Here is a 15,428-nt window from a genome sequence, read left to right on the forward strand (position 1 = left end):
CATCCCGGTAAAGGGACGAGAAGGCTTATAGCTCCCGCGGTACCACCCTTGTAGACAGAAAAGAATCATTCTGCCCGCTCAAAGCATCCTTAACGCGGATGAAACGCCTGCACCTTACTGGTTCGGAGAACGTTCAGGCAGGTACTCTAGGGTGATCTTCCAGCAATCTGCTTATTCCAGGCTCCCACCGTCCCTGGATCGCTTAATCTTAAAAGCATATAGAATGCTGTACTGTCCCTTTCAACGCAGTCAATATTTTCTTATGATATGGATTATATTCGATTCATGCAGGCTACGTCAAGCCAGTGAGTCTTCTTCCTCAGTTGATTTCAGATCCGTTGAATCGAGCTCATACTGAAGGAGATGGTCCCAGTCCTCTGTATTGAGCATATCCAGCTGTGCTTCGATCAGCATCCTGAACCGTGTTCTGAAGACCTTTGACTGCTTCTTCAAATCCTCGATCTCCAGGGCAATCTTCCTTGCTTTTGATAAGGATTCATTCACAATGCGGTCGGCATTCTTCTCCGCTTCCTTGATGATCAGCTTGGCTTCCTTCTGTGCATTGCGCCTGACTTCTTCAGCGGCTTCCTGTGCAACGACGATGGATTTGTTCAGCGTTTCCTCAATATTGGTGAAATGCCCGATCCGGTCATTCAGATCTGTAAGCCTTTCGGAAAGCTCCTTTTTCTCCCTGATCAGTATTTCGTAATCCTTGATGATCTGGTCAAGAAATTCGTTTACTTCATCTTCGTCATAGCCTCTGAAGCCTTTGCTGAACTCCTTGTTATGTATATCTAATGGTGTTAAAGGCATAATGCCACCCCCTATGAGTCTTAAAGCATATGTATGACAGCGTGAATACGCTGATTTCTGATATTATCACAGTGATAAAGATATATTCGACATTTTCTTTTAAAATCCTGCAAAAAAATAATTTATTTTTGCTTTCCCGTAATGATTCTCCATTTATCTTTCTTTGTCTTTCCTTCTACTTCTATGATTTTAGATCGGCCTTTTCCCCTTACAGAAAGAACATCAGCTTCCCCGCAAACAAAAGAAGGATCCTCTACTTGTCCCCAATTAACTTTTACAAGACCCTGCTGGACAAAGAGCTGTGATTTTTGCCTGGAAATATTGTATATGGCCGAAATGACGGCATCCAGTCTCAGCGAGGAAACAGAAGCTGACGATTCCTCCCATGCACCTGCTGCAGTGATCGCTTTCTCCAGCGGCAATTTTTTCAGAGTGACGGAAGCTTTGCCGATCGATTCCAGCTGCATGCTTACATAGTCTTCAATTTCGCGGGAGACAAAAAACTGCGCCCTTTCATCCTGGACAGTGATATCCCCGAATTTCCCCCTCTTCAAGCCAAGAGCCATAAGGCTGCCAAGTATTTGAGGGTGTTCGATTGAAACAAATTTGCTGGGATAATTTATTTCAAAGAGCGTGATAGAGAATTCTTCTTCATCAGGGGTAAAATATTCAGGATATAGAAGGGCCCTTTTCCGCTCTGTACCCTCAGTTCCCCCGAATAAGCGAAGCTTCACGCCGGAATGCTCCCCGACAATCATTTTTACAATCTGCTGCTCTCTCGGATCAAGGAAGTCAGTCAATTTAGGTGCATAGGATGTTTCAACATAGTCCTTCCAGCCCAGAGACTGGTCGATGAATTCTTTCTCCTCAGGCCGAAAATGCTGATAAATAGACATCGGCACTCTCCTTTTATATTATTCAGGAAGGCATCTGCGGACATGTTCAAGCATATCACAGCAGCCACCAAAAAAGGGACTGCTCAGAGTCCCAAGTTATTGGTAATTCTATGCAACCCAATAATAGAGCTGATATAGTCCACTGGTGGCAAACCGCAGGACAAAAATCGCCACGATCGGCGAGATATCAATCATCCCCAGCGGCGGTATGAACCTGCGGAATGGTTCCAGATATGGCTCGCATATACGGGCTAAAAACTGGCCAATGGACGATTCTCTTGCATTTGGAAACCAGGACAGCAATATGTAAATAATCAATGCCCAGGAATATAACGAAATTATTTGACTTAAAATACCTACTACTGTTGCCATGTAGTGCTACCACCTCGCATTTTCTAGATCATGCTCCTGCATGATTTGGGAAATATTCCCTGACACCTCCACATTATCTGGAGTGCATAAAAAGATATCTGTTCCAATTTTCTGGATGTCGCCGCCTATGGCATATACCGTGCCGCTCAAAAAATCGACAATCCTTTTTGCCTGATCCCTTTCGATGCGCTGCAGATTAACTACCACAGCCCGGCGGTTTTTAAGCTGGTCTGCAATATCCTGGGCTTCGGCATATACCCTGGGTTCAACAAGCACAACCTTTGAAGACTTCTGGACACTTTGCAGGCTGACCACATTCTGCTTTGGAGAAGCAGGCTGTTTTTGAGGCCTGACAGGTTCGATTTCTTCTTCGATGATTTCCTCTTCTTTATAGTCATATTCATCATCAAGGAAAAAAAATGTTTTTATTTTTGATTTAATGCTCATTTTTTATACCTCCTGCTTATTCTCCGACAAGAGCAGTTCCGATCCGGACCATGGTGGCCCCTTCTTCCACTGCAATTCCAAAGTCATTGGACATGCCCATGGAAAGTTCCCTGCAAGGCGCATGAGCAAGGTTTAAATCCTGGATATTCTTCTGCAGAGTTTTCAGTGTCCGGAAACAATGCCGCAATACTTCCTCATCGTCCGTCAAAGGGGCCATCGTCATCAGCCCTGCAGCAGAAATGTAAGGATAAGCCTCCAGGTCTTTTACAAACGGAATCACTTCCTCAGGAGAAAGCCCCTGTTTTGACTCTTCACCGGAAGCATTGACCTGTATCAGGCATTGGACTGTTTCTTCTGCCCGCTTGTCTATTTCCTTCGCCAGTGAAAGCCTGTCCAGTGAGTGGATATAATCGGCAATGCCGATTATATTCTTGACTTTCCTGGTCTGCAGCGATCCGATGAAATGCCATTTGGCAGCATGGCCGATTTCTTCATGCTTGGCAAGCATACCATCATCCCGGTTTTCGCCCAAATTGCCGATTCCCGCAGACACCGCCTCTTTTGCCCTTTCCGTGGAAACATATTTTGTTACAGCGATTATGGTCACTTCGCCGGGATTTCTCCCTGACCTTTTACAGGCTTCATCTATTTTTTCTTGGATGCTCTTAAGATTTTCCTCTACCTTCATCTAGCTGCAGTCAGCCTCCTTCCAGCCTATGTAGCTCATCATCCTGCCAGTCTTCCCCCCATCCCTGCGATGGGAAAAAAAGTATTCCTCATGGCAGCTGGTGCAATAGCCGGATACAATTATATTCTCTTCCCGGATGCCTGATTTCATGAGAAGCTGTTTGTTCACTTCTTTCAGATCAAGCTGGTATTGATTCTCTTTTACTTGATTATATGGTTTTTTATCGACATCTTCTAGTCTATTTTTCACTAAATTGACAACTCTGCCGTCGACAATATAACATTTTTCGCAAATGGAAGGCCCGATTGCCGCCAAAATTTCCCCCGGATCGATTCCTTCATTCTTAAAGACACCGGCCATATTTCCGGCAATCCCGCCGACAGTCCCTTTCCAGCCGGCATGTGCGGCCCCTATAGCCCCTGAATCAGGATGTGTGAAATAAAGTGGGACACAGTCAGCAAAGCATAGAGTTAAAAGCAGGCCCTGCTCAAGTGTGAAAAAGCCATCAGTCCTCCTGAATGCCTGGCCATAATCCAAAGATCCTGTTCCTGCATCTTCCTTTGATACTTTCCGTATAAAGGTTTCATGGGTCTGCTCTGCCCCCGTCCATGCTGGCAATGGAAAGCCTATTGACTCAGAGAAAATTTCCCTGTTGCCGCATACCGCCTGGACAGAATCATTTACATGAAGGCCAAGGTTGAGGCTGCTGTAGTCTCCATTGCTATTCCCTCCATTTTTCGTGGAAAAACCTGCAGCAAGGCCCGGAAACTTTTCCGTCCAGTCTTCAATGGAAAAAAACTTGCTTTCCTTTAGTACAAATGGCTCCATTTATCGTGTCCTCTTCGTGTTTTTCTTTAGTTTATCATAAAGAATGTTCGTGTTACAGAAAAAAGGAGGAAGCTTACGCATCCTCTTCCACCTGTTTGAGTTCTTCTGAGATTTTATAGCGAACAAGAATGACGTCCTCGCCGATTTTTAAAATATTTTTCCACGGAATGATGATATCCTCATCTTTTCCAAAGAATCCGAGGACTTTTCCTGCTCCGCTGATGATGACGGCTTCAATTTTTCCGCTCATCAGATTGATGTCAATATCCCCGATGCTTCCAAGTTTTTTGCCGTCGGCCACATTTACTACGTCCTTGACCTGGAATTCTGATATCTTAACCATGGTCCACCCCCGCCATTTGTTGCTTACTTGATTATATGTTGCGGAAGGATGGAATATTTTGATTTGATGGGGGGTTTTAGGGAAATATTCAATAACAGCTAAAACATCTTACGCGGCTAAGAATAACGAGATAAGTTATCTTCAATTTTTTTACTTATTGATTGGGCTGTTGATTTCCGTTGCAGGCACTTCGCTTTCCGTGGGGCGGAGTTGAGCCTCCTCACGCTTGCGAGCTGTGGGGTCTCAACATTTCCGCTATCTCCCACAGGACATTGAATTTTCTTCCCTGAAATCACATCGCACGAAGAAAATGCGCATGCATTTTATGAGGAGTCTTCGTGCCTTCCACTGCAATCAACAGGTTTTCATAAATTTTTTCAGCTGCCATTTAACCCCATATTCACACTGAGTCCCTATCCTATTCTTCGAACAAAGACCCAAAACAAAAAGCTGCTTTTCAGCAGCTTTCAGCTTTGGATATTTTTGTTCATTTGCTTGATGGCGGCTTTTTCAAGGCGGGAGACCTGGGCTTGGGAGATGCCGATTTCTTCGGCTACTTCCATTTGCGTTTTGCCTTGGAAAAAGCGCTTTCTCAATATGAGCTTTTCTCTTTCGTTAAGCCTGCGCATACCTTCTTTGAGGGCAATTTCTTCAATCCATTGAATATCTTTATTTCGCTCGTCGCTCAGCTGGTCCATGACAAATATCGGATCGCCTCCATCGTTATAGATGGGCTCGAATAATGAGACCGGATCCTGTATCGCATCAAGTGCAAACACGATTTCTTCATGGGGCACTTCAAGGACCCTGGCTATTTCCTCAGCCGTTGGTTCCTTTGACGTTTCACTCATCAGGCGTTCCCTGACCTGCAAAGCTTTGTAGGCTATATCTCTTAATGACCTTGATACCCTGATAGGATTATTATCCCTCAAATACCTTCTGATCTCACCAATGATCATCGGAACAGCATAAGTGGAGAACTTTACATTCTGGCTTAAATCAAAATTATCAATAGATTTCATCAGGCCGATACATCCCACCTGGAAGAGATCATCTACAAATTCGCCTCTGTTGTTAAAGCGCTGGATGACACTCAGTACCAGCCGAAGGTTGCCATTGACTAGGCACTCCCGGGCATATGTATCACCTTCATGCATTTGCTTGAAGAGTTTTCTCATTTCTTCGTTTTTCAAAACGGGAAGCTTTGATGTATCAACACCGCAAATTTCTACTTTATTTCGAGTCAATCCATTTCCCTCCTCACAGGAGCTGCTGTACAAAAAACAGTATCTCCTCGGAAAGGAAAAATATGCACATACCGATTTTCCATGATCCCCGGAATAAACGGCATATACAGTCTGAATAAGGGCTAAGCGGGATAAAAAAAATTTTAAACCATCTTGTTGAATTCCTTTTTCAATCTTTTGATGATTCTCTTTTCTAGCCTTGATATGTAAGACTGTGAAATGCCAAGCATGTCAGCCACATCTTTCTGTGTTTTTTCCTCGCCAGAGCCGAGGCCGAAACGGAGCTCCATGATCTGCTTCTCTCTGTCAGTGAGCTGGTGAAGGGCCTTCAGCAGAAGCTTCTTATCTACATTCGCCTCCAGGTCCTTAGTAATAATGTCTTCTTCGGTTCCCAGCACATCGGACAAAAGGAGCTCATTCCCATCCCAGTCAATATTCAGAGGCTCATCGAAGGAAACCTCCGACCTGATTTTATTGTTCCGCCTCAGGTACATCAGTATTTCGTTTTCAATACACCTGGATGCATAAGTGGCAAGCTTGATTTTCTTTTCCGGATTAAAAGTGTTGACCGCTTTGATGAGCCCGATTGTCCCGATGCTGATCAGGTCTTCAATATTGATGCCCGTATTTTCAAACTTCCGGGCAATGTATACGACGAGGCGGAGATTTCTTTCGATCAGCATTGATCTTGCAGCTTTATCGCCTTTGGGGAGCTTAATCAGAAGAACTTCTTCTTCTTCTTTTGAAAGAGGGGGAGGGAGAGCCTCGCTGCCGCCTATATAGAATATTTCATCAGTCTTGAGCCCAAGTTTGATCAGCAGTTTATACCAGTAATAGGATAGGCGAAACTTCAAATTTTTCATGAGTTGTCCTCCTTCTAAATTATGTTTTTCCGAGTATAGTATTATTAACTTACCTTTTCCGCTGATTCTGCTTTTCCGGCACCTGTCATCATCTTTGGATGGATAATGCAGTCAAATGCATCATCACTGGAGAGCTGCTGCATTGTAAAAGAGATAAGCGCCTTGCCTGCCAGGATTTTTTCTTCCCCCCTTTGGATGATGATCCTGTCTGGCTTCATGGCAATAATAAGCTGATGTTCTTGTCCAACCACCTTGCAAGGAAGAATTCTCATCCGATTTTCCCATTCAGGCGGGATTCTTGCCTCCCCCATCAGGAAAGGCTCAGGATCCTGGGAAACGGCGAGGAGAACTTCAGGAAGCTTTTCTGCCATCCCTTTTAGGGATGCAATCATGACCGGAGTCCTGGATATTGGATCATAAAGCTGATTTCCCGTATCAACAAGCCCCTTAAAGTTCAGGTCAATCCCATTAATCGAAATGCAGACCTCAGCCAGCTGGTCATATTGGATATTGGCCATTTCCATGTTTTCTCCATGCTTCCGTGAAAAATGCCAGGCAGCAGGAAATCCAAATATGACAAACATCCAGCTGATCGGATCCCCGAAGCCTTTGACACTTCCCAGCAGGACGGCTGAAGAAAGCTCAAAATCAAATTTCACAAAATAATGGGCACCTATCAAAGTCCCTCCAATGAGGAAAGTTGCCATATAAAAAGTAAACAGGCCTTTAATAAAATATCCGGCCCTTTTATATCCAAAGGCAAGGACGACCATGACAATTGAAAAAAGCAGCTTTGATAGCGGATGCCCGGAAATAGACTGAACCGGTGTTACCGCGAGCAGAACGATCATTGAGCCTGCAGCACCGCCCGCCAGTATCCGCCAAATAGAAACATCCCTTTTCAGGAAGATCGCTGTGAGATACAGCAGGAGGCTGTCAAAAAGAAAGTTCAGCAGCCAAATGATATCCAAATAAATAGCCAACCCAGCTTCACTCCAGACATATCCGGCTTATTAAGTCCGGATGCCAAAAACTGATTATTCATCTATCTATTAATCTTATGGAAAAGTATACCCCAGCCATATCATTGAAGTGTGTCACTTTCTGTAGCCTGTTTAGGAGAATTTTTTCACTATTCCCTTCGGTTTTTGTCAGTATTTTGTTTTATATGCCTGTCTAAAAAATACGAATCAATCTTAAAAACCAAAATAAAACGGCGCCTCATATGAGGCGCCGTTCAGCGAATGCTATCTTATCTTCTTCTATTGCGGTTTCTCAGGAAAGTCGGGATATCCAATGTTTCTTCACCTTGTGAAGACTGAGATGATGAGTTCCTTACAGGCGGCTCATGGCTCTGCTCTTCGCGCTTTGGCTCCCTGTCCCTGTCCCGGCTAAGGGAAGGTGAATGCGTCTGCTGCTGTTTAGGCTGTCCAAATGATGGACGTGCCGGTTTTGGCGCGGCCACTTCTTCATTGAACCCAGTCGCAATTACTGTAACCACGATTTCGTCTTTCAGGTTTTCATTAATAACAGAACCGAAGATCATATTGACATCCTGGTCTGAAGCGGAGGCTACGATATCTGCAGCTTCCTGAACCTCATAAAGGCTCAGGCTTGAACCGCCGGTGATATTCATCAGGACACCCTGTGCACCATCAATGGACGTTTCAAGCAGCGGAGAAGAAACAGCTTTCTTTGCCGCTTCTGCCGCACGGTTTTCTCCTGAAGAGACGCCGATCCCCATCAGTGCAGAACCCTTGCTTGACATGATGGTCTTTACATCAGCAAAGTCAAGGTTGATCAGCCCTGGAGTGGCAATCAGGTCGGATATGCCCTGAACACCCTGGCGAAGCACATTATCCGCTTCACGGAATGCTTCAAGCATCGGAGTGCTTTTGTCTACAATTTCTAATAGACGGTCATTCGGAATGACAATCAGGGTATCAACAGCTTCCTTCATGGAAGCAATTCCGCCTGCAGCCTGTCCGGCACGCTTGCGGCCTTCGAATGTAAACGGCCTTGTAACGACCCCTACTGTCAAAGCGCCCAGGTCCCTTGCAATCTGTGCAATGACAGGTGCAGCTCCAGTACCTGTACCGCCTCCCATTCCGGCAGTGACAAACACCATATCTGCGCCTTTCAGTGCTTCTTCAATCTGCTCTTTGCTTTCCTCAGCAGCCTTTTTGCCTACTTCCGGATTAGCACCGGCACCCAGTCCGCGCGTCAGCTTTCCGCCGATCTGCATTTTCACTTCTGCTTTCGAGAGGTTCAGTGCCTGTGCATCCGTATTAACTGCGATGAATTCTACGCCTTGAACGCCGTGTTCGATCATGCGGTTTACCGCATTATTTCCTCCGCCGCCAACGCCGATAACCTTTATGGTCGCTAGTGAATCTAAATTAGTGTCAAATTCCAACATGACAAATCCTCCTAATTCGTCGATATTCCTTAAAGCACTGTTTACTCGAAAAAGTAGCCAAGGAACTTTTTAACTCGTGATGTAATCTTTTCTTCCGGCTGTTTTTCCGGTCTTGCTTTTGGTTGCGGTTGTTTTTGGACGCGTTTCTCCTTCGCTTCGTTCACTTGGGCAGGCTCTATCTTCCTGCCCTGAAGCCTTGCATTTTTATAGGCAAACTTGATCAGGCCGACTGCTGTTGTATACTGCGGCTCCCTTACGCCGATATAATCCGGAATGGCAATCCGGACGCGGTTCTGGAAAATGATCTGTGCCAGTTCCAGGATGCCCTGGGTGTTGGCTACTCCACCTGTCAGGACATAGCCTCCTGGCAGGTCGCTGACTCCCAATCTCTTAATCTCATTCTGGATCAGATCGAAAATTTCTTCCATCCTTGCTTCAATAATATCAGAAATTTCAAGCTGATTAAATTGCTGGTGCTGATCGCTCCCGATAATCGGGACACTGAAGACTTCATCTTCAGAAGCATGGTCATAAAAAGCATAACCGTATTTTGTTTTGATTTTTTCGGCATCCTCTGTAGAGGTCCTGAGGCCAATAGATAAATCCTTTGTAATATGGTCCCCGCCGACAGGAAGTACGATTGTTGCCTTCATGATTCCCTGCTCGAACAGGGCAACGGTTGTAGAGCCGCCGCCCATATCGACCAAGGCCACTCCGAGATTCATTTCGTCCTTTGAAAGTGCGAATGCCCCTGCTGCAAGCGGCTGGAGCGTTATGTCCAAAATTTCAAGCCCTGCTCTTTCAACACATCTCAGAATATTATGTAGAATTGTCTTAGAACCTGTAATAATGGTGCCTTCCATTTCCAGGCGGACACCGATCATGCCCCGCGGGTCGTTTATTTCATTCAAACCGTCTACAATGAATTGCTTCGGAATGACATCCACAATCTCTCTTTCAGGAGGGATGGAAACCACCTGGGCGGCATCGATCACCCTTGCAACATCTTCATCTGTAATCTCCCTGTTATCACTGGAGACTGCCACTACTCCATGCGAAGGCTGGAGCATGACATGATTTCCGGTGATGCCGACGATGACCTGCCTGATCTCCATCCCTATCATTCTCTCAGCTTGTTCGATTGCCTTTTTTATAGAATGAACGGTTTCATCTATATCAACAATTGAGCCTTTGCGCAATCCTTCAGACTTCACATTGCCTACACCGATAATGTTTAAAGAGTCGTTGACCATTTCACCAATGATTACTTTTACACTGGATGTACCGATGTCAAGACTAACATAAATTTCATTGCTGTTCATTCTCTGGCACCTCCTTTTGCAAATCCGATTATTGAACAACAATAATGCCAATTTTTAGTTTTATCTTAAATTAATATAATCATTTAAATTATTCGGCAAAACTAATATATTTCCCTTTATTCTATCTTAACTTTTTTCTACTTTTTCTCGGTTCGACCATTTGGTCAGAATAATTCTCCGGATGACCGCTATGTTTTGGAAAAGCCTTACACCAAACGCAAAAACAGCGGCTAAATACAAGTCTACACCAAGATGAACCCCCAGAAAAGCTAAAGATGCTGCCAGCAGGATGTTAAAGAAAAAGCCGGATACAAATACCTTTTCATCATATATATCCTGCAGATGCGCACGGATGCCCCCAAACAGGGTGTCAAGGGCAGCCAGCACTGCAATAGACAAATAATTGGAGTACTCATCAGGGATCCTGAAGTCCGTAAGAAGGCCCAGTATGGCCCCGATAAGCAAACCCAGTACGGGAAGCCACATTAAGAACTGCCTCCTTTTTCTTCTGCAGGTTCCATATTTTTTACCCGGATCGTGTCCTGATAGGCAGGGATAACAATGTTCTCCTTTGGCTTCAGGATAGTGACCCTGAGATTTTCGACAAAAAATTCTTCTGCCGATTTGGATACCTGCATCTGATTATAAAGCTTTTGAGCTGACTGCATATCTTCTGCGGCCGCTCTGACTTCAATCGGCAAAGAACTGACTGCATGGCCGTCGATTTTGGTTTCGCCGTTAATATCGCGGATGACGGTCGTATTAATGATTCTGTGCCCGTCAATCGATATTTGCTCAGCATCATGCATATTCAGCTCATTGACCAGCCTTTTAAGTAGATCAGGCGAAACATCACCGGGTGCATTGCCCAGGAGTGCTTCTTCAAAAGCAGGCTCAATGAGGATGATAACCCCCGGACCTTTTACTTCCGTAAGGCCAGCTTCCTCTTTAAGCTCATCCAGCGTTTCCTTCAGCACCTGTTCTTTGCTTTGTTCCCGCTTATTTTCATATTGAGCAAGCTTCAGCTCGTTTGATCTGATTTCCCGTATCAGCCTCAGCTGAATTTCCTGTTCTTTCCGCAAGTCCTCCCTAAGCTGCCATGTGTCGCGGGTATCCCTCACCACCGGCTCTTTGACGGATTGGAACTGGACCGCAATCATAAAGCCGATCACAGCGGAAATTACCGTAAAGCTTATGATCTGATTCCTTTTCACGATTTCCACCTTACTTTCTCTGCTTCCAGTAAGTGGATCAGCCGTATTTAATTCCCCAGATTGGGTTCCATTTTGATTTCAGCCTTTTCCTCCAGCGAGAACTGGATGTTCTCGTTGACAAGCGAATCCTTGACTCCGCCTGTAAGGTTCAGCGCTGAAGAAAGAACCTCCGGATCGCCGATTGCTTCAATGATAAAAGGTGCCGGATGCTGCTTTCCATCAATTTCAATGACAGGGCCATTGCACAAAATATATGAGTCATGGGAAAGGCGCTGGCCGTTAACTGCAACAGCTGAAGCACCAGAGATATACAGTTCATTGATTACCTTGAAAACATGGTGTTCATGGACAATATAGCTGTTTACATTGGCTTCGCTGGGATTATAATCCCCGTCAGCCAATGTGACCTCCACCCCTTTGCCCAGGACGGCGACTTTCCCAAGATACATCCTGTATTTTTCTGCGTCCTCTGCCAGGTTGAAATATACCTGCGCCTCTTTTGACAAATCCTTTTCGAATTGGAGAACCTGTCCCTGTTTGCTGTCCAATTCCTTCTGGAGCCTGCGGTTGCGCTCTTCCATGCTGATGAGCTGGCTTCTCAGTGCAGAGTCCCGTTCCCACTGGCTGCCTGTCATGTCTGCTTCCTCATTTTCACTTTTTGTAAAGTGATAGGAAAATGAAAGCATATAGCCGAGAACAAGGAGCACCAATGAAAGGACAACCCGCTTACCTTTCACCTTCTTCTTCTTCTTCTCCACGGCTATCATCTCCTTCCGGACCGTAGGCTTTAAAATAAGAACCTACTTCCAGATCAATCACGCCGCTGACCCCAGGGTCCAGCTGGCTGATGATTGAAGGATAATGCGCCATCTTTTCTGAAAAGCTCCGCAATGTTGCACTAACTTCGAACCCGTCATTCATATATAGAGTAATATGATACTCGTCCGTTTCTTTAGGAGAATAATGAATCTCCGAAATTGCGTTCAGCACCTCTTTCGGAAGGCTTTCCAGGCTGTCTATCATCTCAAGGAGGACGTCGCCCTCCTTGAATCCGAGCAGCAGCGGTGCATTAACTGGAATGTCTGTGATTTCCTGTTTGCTAAGTATCATCCCGTTTTCAAGTACAGGCAAAAAACTTTTTTCTTTCGCTATGTAGGCAATGCGATTGTGCTCAGCCACCTTGATGTCAACCGTATTGGGGAGGCGGGTTTTTATTTCAGCCCCGCTGATTTCAGGCAGCTCTTTCAGTCTACCCTCAATTGCCCCCTTATCAACCTTCCAAATATTTGTTTTCTTAGAAAGGCCGCTTACGGCAATCAATTCTTTTGTCGTGTATGTCTGATTTCCGCTGATGCTGATCTCTTTTACACGGCTTAAAGGCGACTGGAAATATATCACAAAAACAATCATAGAAAAGAATAAAAGCAATAAAACGATAAGCCTGCGGTTCGCTTTTTTCCTTCTTTGCTGCTTCAGTTTGGGAATTCGATCCTCCAGCGAGACTACGTTCCCTTTCTCCATAACCTTCACCTCACTATAAAAGCTTGAGCCGCATAATGCCAATAGCCTATCAGCCTGGCAGGCAGCATAACGTTCTCGTCAGACGGAAAGCAGAATGGGCACCGGCATATCCGGATGCCGGTGTGTCTTCTGCCGGCTTTTAAAGGTTATTTCTAAGGAAATATTATATCACAATAAATGGCAGCAGTAAGGAGAATTTCCTGTTACTTTCGGCCGATAATTTCCACTTCAGTTTCCATTTTAACCTTAAATTGGGAATAGATAGTATCTTTTACATGCTCGATCAATCCAAGAACATCTTCGGCCGACGCGCTGCCGGCATTTACGATGAAGTTTCCATGCAGCTCGGAAATCTTAGCCCCGCCGATGCTGTGGCCTTTTAAACCTGCAGACTCAATCAGCTGGCCGGCATATTGTGGAAGAGGATTGCGGAAGATGCTTCCTGCACAAGGATAATTATAGGGCTGTGTTTCTTTCCGGTAATCCTTGTTCTTTTGCATCTCTGCCACTATGCTGTCCCTCTCTCCTTCCTGAAGGCTGAACACTGCCTCAAGTACGATGCCGGGCCGCTCCTTCTGAAGAACTGATGTACGGTAGGAAAATTTCATTTGCTCATTGGTGAGCCATTCCATGGTTCCATCTTCAAAGAGCACAAAAGCTTTTTTTAGGATCTTTGAAATATCAGACCCGTGGGCGCCTGCATTCATATAGACTGCACCGCCGACCGAGCCGGGGATGCCGCTTGCGAATTCCAGCCCGGAAAGGCCTTTCCGGCTGATCTGGACGGACAGGCTCACAATAGAGAATCCTCCGCCCGCAGTCACTTCAGAACCATCCACTTCCAGTTTATCCAATCCTGGGCCAAGCTTAATGACGGCCCCTTCAATCCCTTTATCTGATACAAGCAGATTCGATCCCCTGCCTATTACCCTCCACTTGATATCATGTTCACGGATAAGCTCCATTGTTTTAATGAAATTGTCTATAGATGAAGGCTCTACAAACAAATCGGCGGGTCCGCCTATTTTCATGGTTGTATGGTTGGCCAAAGGTTCTTGTTCTTTCACTTTTCCAACCTGCATATCTTTAAGCCTGCTGATCAATTCGTCCATATATACCTCCCTTTCCATTCTTTTTACTATCTTATGTCTTTTAAGCTCTTTGGGCTACTGGCCCTTCTTACGGACAAGGTCTTCCATGACGCGGTGCAGCCTTCTGGCAGCATCCGGTATCCCCAATTCCCTGGCCGCTTTTTTCATATCCTTCAGTTTCTTCTCATCAAGGAGTATTCCATCAATTGAAGCGACAAGCTTCTTGCTGGTCAGTTCTTTTTCAAGCAGAAGTTCTGCTGCCCCGTTATCAGAAAGGGCCCTGGCATTTTTCTCCTGGTGGTTGTTGGTCACATAAGGGCTTGGCACCAGTATGCTCGGGATTCCAAGTGATGTCAGCTCTGCAAGAGTGGTCGCCCCCGCCCTTGCCACAGTCAGGTCCGTGCCGGCCAAAACCTCCGGCATATTATGGACAAATGGCTTTATGATCACATTTGGCGGATTGCCGACCAGTTCTACCTCTTTTCTGACTTCCTCATAGTGCACTTCTCCTGTCACATACAGCACCTGGTAAGGCTTATCCTGCAGCTCGGCGAGCGATTTCAGCACAGCTTCATTAATCGGCCTTGCGCCCCTGCTGCCGCCAAAAATTAAAACAGAAGGGATATTTGTCTTCAGACCGGCTGAAAGCCTGCCTTTGACAGGGTCCTGGCCAATCACTTCTGAGGCGCGGGGATTTCCAGTCAAGATAACCTTTTCAGATGGAAAAAATTCTTTTGCTTCTTCAAAACAGACTGCGATTTTATCGACATATCTGCTTAGGAATTTGTTGGTCAGTCCCGGGACACTATTTTGCTCGTGTATGATTGTGGGGATGCCAAGCTTGGCAGCTGCATAGACAACAGGACCGCACACATAGCCGCCGGTTCCGATGACAATGTCCGCCTTGAAGTCCTTCAGCATTTTCCTGCTGTCAGCTGTTCCTTTCAGGAATCTGAATACAGTTTTCATATTTTCAAAAGACAGCTTTCTTTTGAAGCCAGTGATATGTATAGATTTAAACGGGATGCCTTCTCTTTCCACGAGAGTGCTTTCGAGCCCCTTTTCTGTGCCTATATATAAAAACTCTGTGTCTTTATTCTCTTTTTGAATTTCTCTGATCAATGCGAGTGCAGGATATATATGTCCTCCTGTACCGCCTCCGCTGACTGCAATTCTCATGACTTTCACCTCAAAGAAGAGTGTTGGTATTTAGCAGGCATTAATAGCCTTAAAGGGGTGGCAGCACAAAGTCTCCCTTAAAAAACACTCTCACGCTTTACCCCATTCTACTATAATCTAAACGGCTCTAATAAGCCATAACATTAATGTCATGCAAATGTAATAAAAATCCTTAAAATATCTGG

At 45.3% G+C, this 15,428-nt stretch carries 18 protein-coding genes and 1 other annotated feature; all 18 genes read right to left on the reverse strand.

All coding sequences use genetic code 11. The features are described from left to right. Positions 1–8: 8 nt before the first annotated feature. Positions 9–253, reverse strand: a binding site (T-box leader). Between the two features lie 44 nt (positions 254–297). The 18 genes from ABU165_RS09265 to murG all read right to left on the reverse strand — a co-directional run bounded on the left by ABU165_RS09265 (position 298) and on the right by murG (position 15,243). Continuing rightward, positions 298–813, reverse strand: a complete 516-nt coding sequence (locus ABU165_RS09265) for a DivIVA domain-containing protein (protein WP_022543700.1) — start codon at positions 811–813, stop codon at positions 298–300. Positions 814–935: 122 nt separating this feature from the next. Continuing rightward, positions 936–1,709 carry a YlmH family RNA-binding protein gene (locus ABU165_RS09270; protein ID WP_148950235.1) on the reverse strand — a complete coding sequence of 258 codons (774 nt, stop codon included), beginning with the start codon at positions 1,707–1,709 and terminating at the stop codon, positions 936–938. 108 nt (positions 1,710–1,817) lie between these two features. Continuing rightward, positions 1,818–2,081, reverse strand: coding sequence for a YggT family protein (locus ABU165_RS09275; RefSeq protein ID WP_009791730.1), 264 nt, complete (start codon positions 2,079–2,081; stop codon positions 1,818–1,820). A 6-nt stretch (positions 2,082–2,087) separates the two neighbouring features. After that, on the reverse strand, positions 2,088–2,528 hold the full coding sequence (locus ABU165_RS09280; RefSeq protein ID WP_009791729.1) for a cell division protein SepF: 441 nt from the start codon (positions 2,526–2,528) through the stop codon (positions 2,088–2,090). Positions 2,529–2,544: 16 nt separating this feature from the next. Continuing rightward, positions 2,545–3,216 (reverse strand): YggS family pyridoxal phosphate-dependent enzyme, encoded by a 672-nt coding sequence (locus ABU165_RS09285; protein WP_009791728.1) that lies wholly within the window; start codon positions 3,214–3,216, stop codon positions 2,545–2,547. Continuing rightward, a complete protein-coding gene (gene pgeF / locus ABU165_RS09290; RefSeq protein WP_009791727.1) occupies positions 3,217–4,044 on the reverse strand; it encodes a peptidoglycan editing factor PgeF in 828 nt (275 codons plus the stop codon). A 73-nt stretch (positions 4,045–4,117) separates the two neighbouring features. Further along, a complete protein-coding gene (locus ABU165_RS09295) occupies positions 4,118–4,387 on the reverse strand; it encodes a YlmC/YmxH family sporulation protein (RefSeq protein WP_009791726.1) in 270 nt (89 codons plus the stop codon). Between the two features lie 467 nt (positions 4,388–4,854). Continuing rightward, a complete protein-coding gene (sigG, locus tag ABU165_RS09300; RefSeq protein WP_009791194.1) occupies positions 4,855–5,634 on the reverse strand; it encodes an RNA polymerase sporulation sigma factor SigG in 780 nt (259 codons plus the stop codon). A gap of 143 nt (positions 5,635–5,777) precedes the next feature. Next, positions 5,778–6,497, reverse strand: coding sequence for an RNA polymerase sporulation sigma factor SigE (sigE, locus tag ABU165_RS09305; protein ID WP_009791193.1), 720 nt, complete (start codon positions 6,495–6,497; stop codon positions 5,778–5,780). 44 nt (positions 6,498–6,541) lie between these two features. Continuing rightward, entirely contained in the window at positions 6,542–7,480 is a 939-nt protein-coding gene (spoIIGA, locus tag ABU165_RS09310; protein ID WP_094767505.1) for a sigma-E processing peptidase SpoIIGA, read from the reverse strand. A 269-nt stretch (positions 7,481–7,749) separates the two neighbouring features. Then, positions 7,750–8,916, reverse strand: coding sequence for a cell division protein FtsZ (gene ftsZ / locus ABU165_RS09315; protein ID WP_148950233.1), 1,167 nt, complete (start codon positions 8,914–8,916; stop codon positions 7,750–7,752). Positions 8,917–8,957: 41 nt separating this feature from the next. Then, positions 8,958–10,238, reverse strand: a complete 1,281-nt coding sequence (gene ftsA / locus ABU165_RS09320) for a cell division protein FtsA (protein WP_009791190.1) — start codon at positions 10,236–10,238, stop codon at positions 8,958–8,960. A gap of 126 nt (positions 10,239–10,364) precedes the next feature. Next, on the reverse strand, positions 10,365–10,724 hold the full coding sequence (locus ABU165_RS09325; RefSeq protein ID WP_009791189.1) for a small basic family protein: 360 nt from the start codon (positions 10,722–10,724) through the stop codon (positions 10,365–10,367). Continuing rightward, complete coding sequence (locus ABU165_RS09330) at positions 10,724–11,452, reverse strand: DUF881 domain-containing protein (RefSeq protein ID WP_318060124.1); 729 nt, start codon at positions 11,450–11,452, stop codon at positions 10,724–10,726. Before ABU165_RS09330 ends, ABU165_RS09325 begins: the two co-directional genes overlap by 1 nt. Positions 11,453–11,499: 47 nt before the next feature. Further along, complete coding sequence (locus tag ABU165_RS09335) at positions 11,500–12,219, reverse strand: DUF881 domain-containing protein (protein WP_101550661.1); 720 nt, start codon at positions 12,217–12,219, stop codon at positions 11,500–11,502. Next, positions 12,179–12,973: a cell division protein FtsQ/DivIB gene (locus tag ABU165_RS09340; RefSeq protein WP_094767509.1), complete on the reverse strand. Its 795-nt coding sequence runs from the start codon at positions 12,971–12,973 to the stop codon at positions 12,179–12,181. The genes ABU165_RS09335 and ABU165_RS09340 overlap by 41 nt, the downstream gene beginning before the upstream one ends. 203 nt (positions 12,974–13,176) lie before the next feature. Beyond that, complete coding sequence (gene murB, locus ABU165_RS09345; RefSeq protein ID WP_009791184.1) at positions 13,177–14,085, reverse strand: UDP-N-acetylmuramate dehydrogenase; 909 nt, start codon at positions 14,083–14,085, stop codon at positions 13,177–13,179. Positions 14,086–14,139: 54 nt separating this feature from the next. Further along, complete coding sequence (gene murG / locus ABU165_RS09350) at positions 14,140–15,243, reverse strand: undecaprenyldiphospho-muramoylpentapeptide beta-N-acetylglucosaminyltransferase (RefSeq protein ID WP_009791183.1); 1,104 nt, start codon at positions 15,241–15,243, stop codon at positions 14,140–14,142. Positions 15,244–15,428: the final 185 nt, after the last annotated feature.

This window comes from Cytobacillus sp. T106, assembly GCF_040492155.1.
GTDB lineage: Bacteria > Bacillota > Bacilli > Bacillales > Cytobacillaceae > Bacillus_AB > Bacillus_AB infantis.